The organism is Streptomyces calidiresistens, assembly GCF_014141525.1.
GTDB lineage: Bacteria > Actinomycetota > Actinomycetes > Streptomycetales > Streptomycetaceae > Streptomyces > Streptomyces calidiresistens.
Window position 1 is genome coordinate 1 of sequence record NZ_VKHS01000174.1, and the last position, 8,253, is coordinate 8,253.

At 73.8% G+C, this 8,253-nt stretch carries 7 protein-coding genes and 1 tRNA gene; 1 reads left to right on the forward strand and 7 read right to left on the reverse strand.

What is annotated here, in order from left to right; all coding sequences use genetic code 11:
* Positions 1 to 35: 35 nt before the first annotated feature.
* From FOE67_RS09950 to FOE67_RS09960, 3 genes are all read right to left on the reverse strand, one after another.
* A complete protein-coding gene (locus FOE67_RS09950) occupies positions 36 to 1,193 on the reverse strand; it encodes an acyl-CoA dehydrogenase family protein (RefSeq protein ID WP_182662672.1) in 1,158 nt (385 codons plus the stop codon).
* Between the two features lie 242 nt (positions 1,194 to 1,435).
* A tRNA-Met gene (locus FOE67_RS09955) sits at positions 1,436 to 1,509 on the reverse strand.
* 115 nt (positions 1,510 to 1,624) lie between these two features.
* The gene (locus FOE67_RS09960; RefSeq protein ID WP_182662674.1) at positions 1,625 to 2,044 is read right to left on the reverse strand and encodes a Fur family transcriptional regulator; all 420 of its coding nucleotides are present in this window, start codon (positions 2,042 to 2,044) and stop codon (positions 1,625 to 1,627) included.
* 215 nt (positions 2,045 to 2,259) lie between these two features.
* Here FOE67_RS09960 and FOE67_RS09965 point away from each other — a divergent pair, with 215 nt between their 5' ends.
* Positions 2,260 to 3,723 carry a catalase gene (locus FOE67_RS09965; protein ID WP_182662675.1) on the forward strand — a complete coding sequence of 488 codons (1,464 nt, stop codon included), beginning with the start codon at positions 2,260 to 2,262 and terminating at the stop codon, positions 3,721 to 3,723.
* A 221-nt stretch (positions 3,724 to 3,944) separates the two neighbouring features.
* Here the strand turns inward: FOE67_RS09965 and FOE67_RS09970 are convergent, their stop codons facing one another.
* The 4 genes from FOE67_RS09970 to FOE67_RS09985 form a co-directional block, all read right to left on the reverse strand.
* Positions 3,945 to 4,334 (reverse strand): CBS domain-containing protein, encoded by a 390-nt coding sequence (locus tag FOE67_RS09970; RefSeq protein WP_182662677.1) that lies wholly within the window; start codon positions 4,332 to 4,334, stop codon positions 3,945 to 3,947.
* Between the two features lie 371 nt (positions 4,335 to 4,705).
* The gene (hisN, locus tag FOE67_RS09975) at positions 4,706 to 5,503 is read right to left on the reverse strand and encodes a histidinol-phosphatase (protein ID WP_182662679.1); all 798 of its coding nucleotides are present in this window, start codon (positions 5,501 to 5,503) and stop codon (positions 4,706 to 4,708) included.
* Between the two features lie 77 nt (positions 5,504 to 5,580).
* Positions 5,581 to 6,624, reverse strand: coding sequence for a ribosome small subunit-dependent GTPase A (rsgA, locus tag FOE67_RS09980; protein WP_182662681.1), 1,044 nt, complete (start codon positions 6,622 to 6,624; stop codon positions 5,581 to 5,583).
* A 4-nt stretch (positions 6,625 to 6,628) separates the two neighbouring features.
* Complete coding sequence (locus FOE67_RS09985) at positions 6,629 to 8,113, reverse strand: carboxyvinyltransferase (protein ID WP_182662683.1); 1,485 nt, start codon at positions 8,111 to 8,113, stop codon at positions 6,629 to 6,631.
* Positions 8,114 to 8,253 lie beyond the last annotated feature (140 nt).

Genomic DNA, 8,253 nt, shown 5'->3' on the forward strand with positions numbered 1-8,253 from the left:
GGCGGGGGGCGCCGGCGCCCCCCGCCCCCGCCCGCTCACAGACCCATCGACTTGGCGATGATGGAGCGCATGACCTCGCTGGTCCCGCCGTAGATGCGGGTGACCCGGGTGTCGGCGTACATCCGGGAGATGGGGTACTCCCGCATGTAGCCGTAACCCCCGTGCAGCTGGAGGCACTTGTCGATGACGCCGGCGGCGCGCTCGGTGACGAAGAGCTTGACCGCGGCGGCGTCGGCGGGGGTCAACTCGTCGGCGTCGTCGGCGTCCAGCGCGCGGTCGATCATCGACTGCATGGCCAGCACCTCCGCCTGACAGTCCGCCAGCACGAACTTGGTGTTCTGGAAGGCGGCCACCGGCTTGCCGAAGACGGTGCGCTCGCGCACGTAGGCGTCGGCGAAGCGAATGGCGGCGGCCGACTGGGCGTAGGCGTACAGGGCGATGCCCAGCCGCTCCCGGGGGAGGTTGTGGGTGAGGTAGGAGAACGCCTTCCCCTCCTCGCCGAGCCGGTCCTCCACCGGCACCTTCACGTCGGTGAAGGAGAGTTCGCCGGTGTCGGAGGCGAGCAGGCCCATCTTCTCCAGCTTGCGGCCCACCGCGTAGCCCTCGGATTTCGTGTCCACGACCAGGATGGTGATGCCGGCGCGGCGGTCACCGGGGTCCGGCGGGGAGGTGCGGGCGCAGACCAGGACGCGGTCGGCCTGGACGCCACCGGTGATGAAGGTCTTGGCGCCGTTGAGCACGTAGTGGGTGCCGTCTGCGGAGAGCTTCGCCGTGGTCTGCATCCCGGCCAGGTCGGAGCCGGTGCCCGGCTCGGTCATGGCGATGGCGGTCATCATCTCGCCGGCCGTGAAGGGGGGCAGCCAGCGCCGCTTCTGCTCCTCGGTGCCGTACTGGAGGAGGTAGGGCAGGCAGAGGGCGGTGTGGACCGAGGAGCCGCCGAAGCTGACGCCGGCGCGGGCGAGTTCCTCGGTGATGACGGCCTGGAACTTGAAGCTCCTCTCCCCGGCGCCGCCGTACTCCTCGGGCACCTCGATGCCGAAGACGCCCAGTTCGCCGAGCTTCTTGTAGAACTCGCGCGGGACGTGCCCCTGCGCCTCCCACTCGGGGTACACGGGCACGACCTCGGTCTCGATGAAGTCGCGCATGGTGGCGCGGAACGCCTCGTGGTCCTCGTTGAACACCGTACGGCGCACGGGTGCCTCCTGATCTCGGCCCGGCCGCCGGGGCGGGCTCTCCTTCGGTCCGGTTCGGGGAACAGGCGCCGTCCCGCCGGGGCCGGACCGGAGGGGCCGACCCCGGGGATCACTGTCTAAGCGCTTGCTCAGTGGCGAGGCTACTCCGCGGTCGGGCGGGGGACAAGGGCCGGGCCCGCGCGAGCACGACAACACGACGAGGGCCCGGATCCGATGATCGGATCCGGGCCCTCGCCCTTCAGTAGCGGGGACAGGATTTGAACCTGCGACCTCTGGGTTATGAGCCCAGCGAGCTACCGAGCTGCTCCACCCCGCGTCGTTGTGCCCTTACTGTAGACGGCCGGGGACCGCCGAGGCAAATCGAGGTGAACCGCGCGTCGCCGGCCCGCCCCGAACGCACCCGGAGCGGGGCCCCGGGTCCGGGAGCCCGCTCAGGCAGCCGTGGCGCAGCCGGGGCAACGGCCGTAGTAGGTGACCGTCACCTCGTCCACCGCGAAGCCGAAGCGCTCGCCGGAGGGCAGCGCGGCCATCAGGTCGCCCTCGGTCCGCACGTCGCGGATCATCCCGCAGCCGGAGCACACCAGGTGCTGGTGCTCCTGGTGGACGTTGGGGTCGTAGCGCTTGGCCCGCCCGTCGGTGGTGACCTCCACCACCTCGCCGAGCGCGACCAGCTCGCCGAGGGTGTTGTAGACCGAGGCGCGGGAGATCTCCGGCAGGCGCTCCACGGCGCGGGCGTGGACCTCGTCGGCCGTGTAGTGGACGTGCTCGCCGTCCAGCACCTCGGCGATGACCCGGCGCTGCGCGGTGAGCCGCCAACCGCGGTCGCGAAGTCGCTGTAGCAGGTCACTCATGCACTCCACCCTAGCGTGAGGCCGTTTCCGGCAGTGTTTGCGGTGATATCCCCGGCGATGCCGGGTGGGCCCGGCCCGTGGATCCGGACCGTGTAGGAACATCGACCCCGTACGAATCGAGTACCCGTCTTGACTTGGACATAGTCCAATATAGGATCCGGTAGGACACGGGCCAAGCCCCCGTGTCCCTCACGAAAATCCGAAGGGCGAGGTAGATGACCGAGCAGATCACGGCGGGACCGCTCACCACGGAGGCCGGTGCCCCGGTGGCCGACAACCAGAACAGCGAGACCGCCGGTGTCGGCGGTCCGGTCCTCATCCAGGACCAGCTGCTGATCGAGAAGCTGGCGCACTTCAACCGTGAGCGCATCCCGGAGCGCGTGGTCCACGCCCGGGGCGCCGGCGCCTACGGCACCTTCACCGTGACCGCCGACGTGACGCCCTGGACCCGGGCGAAGTTCCTCTCCGGGATCGGCAAGCAGACCGAGGTCTTCCTGCGCTTCTCCACCGTGGCCGGCAACCTCGGCGCCGCGGACGCCGTGCGCGACCCGCGCGGCTTCGCCGTGAAGTTCTACACCGAGGAGGGCAACTACGACCTCGTCGGCAACAACACCCCGGTGTTCTTCATCAAGGACGCCATCAAGTTCCCCGACTTCATCCACACCCAGAAGCGCGACCCGTACACCGGCTCCCAGGAGGCGGACAACGTCTGGGACTTCTGGGGGCTGAGCCCGGAGTCCACCCACCAGGTGACCTGGCTGTTCGGCGACCGCGGCATCCCCGCCAGCTACCGCCACATGGACGGCTTCGGCTCCCACACCTTCCAGTGGACCAACGAGGCCGGCGAGGTCTTCTGGGTCAAGTACCACTTCAAGACCGACCAGGGCATCAAGAACCTCACCCAGGCCGAGGCCAACAAGCTCGCCGGTGAGGACCCGGACAGCCACCAGCGCGACCTGCGCGAGGCCATCGAGCGCGGGGAGTACCCCTCCTGGACCGTGCAGGTCCAGATCATGCCCGCCGAGGAGGCCGCGACCTACCGGTTCAACCCGTTCGACCTGACCAAGGTCTGGCCGCACGCGGACTACCCGCCGATCGAGATCGGCAAGCTGGAGCTGAACCGCAACCCGGAGAACATCTTCGCCGAGGTGGAGCAGTCGATCTTCTCCCCGCACCACTTCGTGCCGGGCATCGGCCCCTCCCCCGACAAGATGCTCCAGGGCCGGCTGTTCGCCTACGGCGACGCCCACCGCTACCGCGTCGGCATCAACGCCGACCACCTGCCGGTGAACCGTCCCCGCGCGACCGAGGCCCGCTCCCACGGCCGGGACGGCTTCATGTACGACGGTCGCCACGGCGGCGCCAAGAACTACGAGCCGAACAGCTTCGGCGGCCCGGCCCAGACCGACCGCGCCATGTGGCAGTCCACCTCCGTCTCCGGCGTCACGGGCAACCACCCGGCCCCGGTGCACGCCGAGGACGACGACTTCGTCCAGGCCGGCAACCTCTACCGCCTGATGTCGGAGGAGGAGAAGGAGCGCCTGATCGAGAACCTGGCCGGCTTCATCGCCAAGGTCTCGCGGGAGGAGATCGCGCAGCGCGCGATCGAGAACTTCCGCCGGGCGGACGAGGACTACGGCAAGCGGCTCGACGCCGCGGTCCAGGCCCTGCGCGGCTGACGACCCGCTTGCCGTACCGACCCCCGTCCGGCACGGATGCCCCGAGGGCTCCGGTCGGACGGGGCGGGCGGAGGGGACGACCCGGATCGCCGGGCGCGTCGCGACGGGACGGTTCACCGTCCCGGCCCGCGGTGCCCGCGATCCGGGTCGTCGCGTGTCCGGGGCCGGTCGTCGCGCGGCCGGCGCGGCCCCGGCGGTCGGGCTCCCACCGGCCGCCGCCCTCACGCCGCCGCGGTGAGCACCGGCGTCCAGCAGCGCACGATGTCGCGCACCGAGACGATCCCCACCGGACCGTCGCCGTTCAACACGATCAGGTGCCGGAAGCCCCCCGCCGTCATGGCGGCGGCGGCCTCGAGCAGGGTCCAGGAGGGGTCGGCGAAGACCACGTCGGTGGTGGTGTGGGCGCCGGCCCGCTCCCGGTCGGGGTCCTGCCCGGCGCCCACCGAGCGCAGCACGTCCCGTTCGGTGAGGATGCCCACCCCGCAGGTGTCGGGGTCCAGGACCACGGCCGCGCCCACCCGGCGGTCGGCCATCAGGGTCGCGGCCCTGCGCAACGTGTGTTCCGGACCGATGGTGAGGACGATCGTGCTCATCGCGTCGCGTACCAGCATGGGGGCACACCTCCGGGGTGTCGGCCGGGGCCCGTGACCCGTGGGAACGCCGTCGGGGCGCCGAGGGGGGCCGTCGGCACGCCGGGGAGACCGTTCGAGAACCGTTTCACAAGGTCACAAGCGGGAGAGTGTTCATCGTCACACGCACCCGGGGGGTCGACAAGGGGGCGGACGACGCGAGAGGGGCGAAACGGTCGGGCTGGCGCGCCGCGCGCGGCGGGGAACCGGCGCGGGACGGTGGCCGGGCGCCCCGTCGCGCTCCGCCCCCTCCCCCGGCGGCGGCCCCGTTCCGGGCCCGTTCCGGGCCCGTTCCGGGCCCCCGTCACCGCCGATGCCGGGGACGGTTCCCGTGCCGGGCCGTGCCGCCGGGCCTAGCGATCGCCGAGGTACTCCAGGAGCCGGTCGTGCAACAGGCCGTTGGAGGCCGCGGCGTTCCCGCCGTGCACGCCGTCCCGGCCGTCGAGCCCGGTGAACCGACCGCCCGCCTCCTCGACGATCACCGCGTTGGCGGCCATGTCCCACATCGACAGCTCCGGCTCCGCGCAGATGTCCACCGAGCCCTCGGCGACCATCATGTACGGCCAGAAATCGCCGTACGCCCGGGTCCGCCAGCAGTCCCGACCCAACTGCAGGAACTCCCGCAGCCGGTCGCGCTCCTCCCAACCGGTCAGCGAGGAGTAGGCGAACGAGGCGTCCTCCAGCCGGGAGACCCGGGAGACCGACAGACGGGTGGCCGAGGTCAGACTCCGCCCGGTGTACGCGCCCCCGCCCAGCGCCGCCCACCAGCGCCGCCCCAACGCCGGTGCGGAGACCACGCCCACGACCGGGCGTTCGCCCCCCTCTCCGACCTCCATGAGGGCGATCAGCGTCGCCCACACCGGCACGCCCCGCACGTAGTTCTTGGTGCCGTCGATCGGGTCGATCACCCACCGGCGGGGGCCGGCGCCGGCCGTGCCGTACTCCTCGCCCAGCACGGCGTCCCGGGGACGGGCCCGCCCGAGGATCGAGCGGATCACCTCCTCCGCCGCGCGATCGGCCTCGGTGACGGGGGTCATGTCCGGTTTCGTGTCGACCTTCAGGTCCAGGGCGCGGAAGCGCTCCGTCGTCGCCGCGTCGGCGGCGTCGGCGAGGACGTGGGCGAGACGCAGATCGTCGTGGTGGTCGGCCATGCCCGCTACCGTATCCGCCCCGGCCGCCCGGCACGGCGGGCGTCCGGGGCGGAGGGGTCGGGCGGGAGCGGGCCGGATCAGTCGCCCTCGTGGCGTTCGCGGGTCGCCAGCAGTCGGCGCAGGGACTCCAGCCGGCGCGGATCGGCGTGGCCGGTGGCCACCCATTCGTCCAGCGCGCAGTCCGGTTCGTCGTGGCCGCAGGCACGCGGGCACCCCGCGGTGCCCGGTTCCAGGTCCGGGAAGGCGTGGATGACCCGCGAGGGGTCCACGTGGTGCAGGCCGAAGGAGCGCACGCCGGGCGTGTCGATGACCCAGCCCTCCGGCTCACCGGTCCCGTCCGACAGCGGCAGGGCCAGCGCGGAGGTGGTGGTGTGCCGGCCGCGCCCGGTCACCTCGTTGACCCGGCCGGTGGCCCGACGCCGCTCCGGCACCAGTCCGTTGACCAGGGTGGTCTTCCCCACCCCGCTGTGTCCGACCAGGACCGTGGTGCGGCCCGTCATCAACTCCCGCACGGAGGCGATCACCCCTCGGGTCGCCTCGTCCGGATCATCGGCGTCCCCCTCGTGCAGGGCCGTGGTCACCACGTGTCGGATGCCCAGCGGGGCGTACCTCTCCAGCATCGGCCCGGCGGGCGCCAGGTCCGCCTTGGTGAGGATCAGCAGCGGTTCCAGGCCCGCGTCGTAGGCACCGACCAGGCAGCGGTCGATCAACCGGGGGCGCGGCGGCGGGTCGGCCAGCGCGGTGACGATCGCCAACTGGTCGGCGTTGGCCACCACCACCCGCTCGTACGGGTCGTCGTCGTCGGCGGTGCGGCGCAGCGCGGAACGCCGCTTCTCCACCCGCACGATGCGGGCCAGCGCGTCGCGGTCCCCGGACAGGTCGCCGACCAGGGCCACCCGGTCGCCGACCACCACTCCCTTGCGGCCCAGTTCCCGGGCCTTGACCGCGACCACCGGGCGCTCCCCCACCCGGCAGGTGATCCGCCCCCGGTCCACGGTGGTGACCATGCCCTCCACCGCGTCCTCGTGGGCCGGGCGCCGGTGGGTGCGCGGGCGGCTGCCCCGGCGGTCGGGGCGCACCCGGATGTCGTCCTCGTCGGTGTGCTTGCCGTAGCGTCGCATGCCCTCAGCCCCGGTCCCCGGGCGCGGCGGCCGGCAGGCGACCGACGAGCATCGCCCGCCAGCGGGAACGGAACTCCGCCGTTCCCCCTCCCCCGTCCCCGGGCCCGGCCGGTTCCTCGCCGGCTCCGGGGTCGGCGACGTCGATCGCCGGTCCGCCCGCGCGGGAGGCCCCGGGCGGGCCGGAGGCCAGGGCCAGCAGCGCGGCCACGGCCGCCCGCCGGGGGTCGGCAGCGGGCGGCGGGGCCCCGCGCAGCGGACGCGGCCGGACCCGCAGCACCGTGCCCGCCGGTCCGCCGGCGGCCGGGGTGTCGGGGGCCTCGGTGATGTCGGCCCCCAGGGAGAGCAGGTCGCCGATCACGGTGTCCGGCACGTCGGCGCGACGCACCCGCAGCACGGACTCCCCCTCGGCCAGCACGGCCAGCGCGAGGACACCGGCCACCCAGCCGGCGCCCGAGCCGGTCGCCGCCGCCGCCGGACCCCGCAGGTCCAACTCCACCCCGCGCAGCGGCCCGGCGCCGGTGACCGTCAGGCCGTGGTCGTCGACCGAGCACCGTGCGCCGAGGGCGGTCAGCACGTCGGGGAGCGCGTCCGTGGGACGGCCGATGCGGGCGGGCCAGTCCGGCACGGTGACCCGTCCCCCCGTGACCATCGCGGCCGCCAGGAAGGGCAGGGCCGCGACCGGATCCGGCTCGATCACCACGTCGCGGCCGAGCAGCGCGCCCGGCGCCACCCGCCACACCCCGGGCCGGCCGCCCGATTCGGGGGCGTCCACCCGGGCCCCGGCGGCCCGCAGCGAGGCGACCACCGCCCCCAGGTGCGGCACCCGGTCCGGGGGCGTCGGGGAGCCGGCGGACACGTGGTGGATCTCCACGCCCCGGTTGCAGCGCGCGCCGCACAGCAGCAGGGCGCCGGCGGTCCGGGGATCGGCGACCACGTCCAGGGCCACGGCCCCGCCGTTCAACGAGCCGGTGCCGTGGACGGTCAGCGGAAAGGCGCCCCGGCCGCCGTCGTCCACCCGGGCGCCCAGGGCGCGCAGCGCGGCGACGGTGCCGGCGGGGGAACCGGAGGAGGGGTCCGGGGTCCCGGTCAACCGCACCTCGCCCTCGGCCATGGCGGCGAACGGCAGCAGCAGACGGGGGGCGCCGATGCCTCCGGTGACGTCCACCTCGGCCGGGCCCCGGGGGGTGGCGGGGATGACCCGCCAGGACTCGCCGTGGTCACCGGGGACCCCGGCGTCCGGGGCGGTGGCGGTGGCGGAGGAGACGGTTTCCTCGACCCCGACGCCCAGGGTCCGCAGGGCCTCGGCGATCACCAGGGCGTCGCGGGTGCGCGGCGGACGGCGCAACCAGCCGGGCTCGGCGGCCAGTGCGGCCAGGATCAGCGCACGGGCGGTCACCGAGGTCGCCCCGGGCACGACCACGGTGGCGTCCACCGCGCCGGGGGCGGGCGGGGCGGCCCGGAGCGCGGTGCCTGCGGTGGAGTCCGTCATGCGGGCCACTTTAGTGTGTCACCCAGTGTCATCGCGCGACGATGACGCCGTCGGATCGACGGCACCGGGGGCGCGGAGGGCGGAGGGGCGCGCCGTCGGGAGCACGGAACCGGCTCCCCGGGCGGCGACCCCGGGGAGGC

Bases quoted from the DNA above. Each gene is read 5' to 3' on its own strand.
- FOE67_RS09960 (WP_182662674.1), bottom strand. From the start codon at position 2,044: ATGAGTGACCTGCTACAGCGACTTCGCGACCGCGGTTGGCGGCTCACC.
- FOE67_RS09965 (WP_182662675.1), top strand. From the start codon at position 2,260: ATGACCGAGCAGATCACGGCGGGACCGCTCACCACGGAGGCCGGTGCC.
- FOE67_RS09970 (WP_182662677.1), bottom strand. From the start codon at position 4,334: ATGCTGGTACGCGACGCGATGAGCACGATCGTCCTCACCATCGGTCCG.
- hisN (WP_182662679.1), bottom strand. From the start codon at position 5,503: ATGGCCGACCACCACGACGATCTGCGTCTCGCCCACGTCCTCGCCGAC.
- rsgA (WP_182662681.1), bottom strand. From the start codon at position 6,624: ATGCGACGCTACGGCAAGCACACCGACGAGGACGACATCCGGGTGCGC.
- FOE67_RS09985 (WP_182662683.1), bottom strand. From the start codon at position 8,113: ATGACGGACTCCACCGCAGGCACCGCGCTCCGGGCCGCCCCGCCCGCC.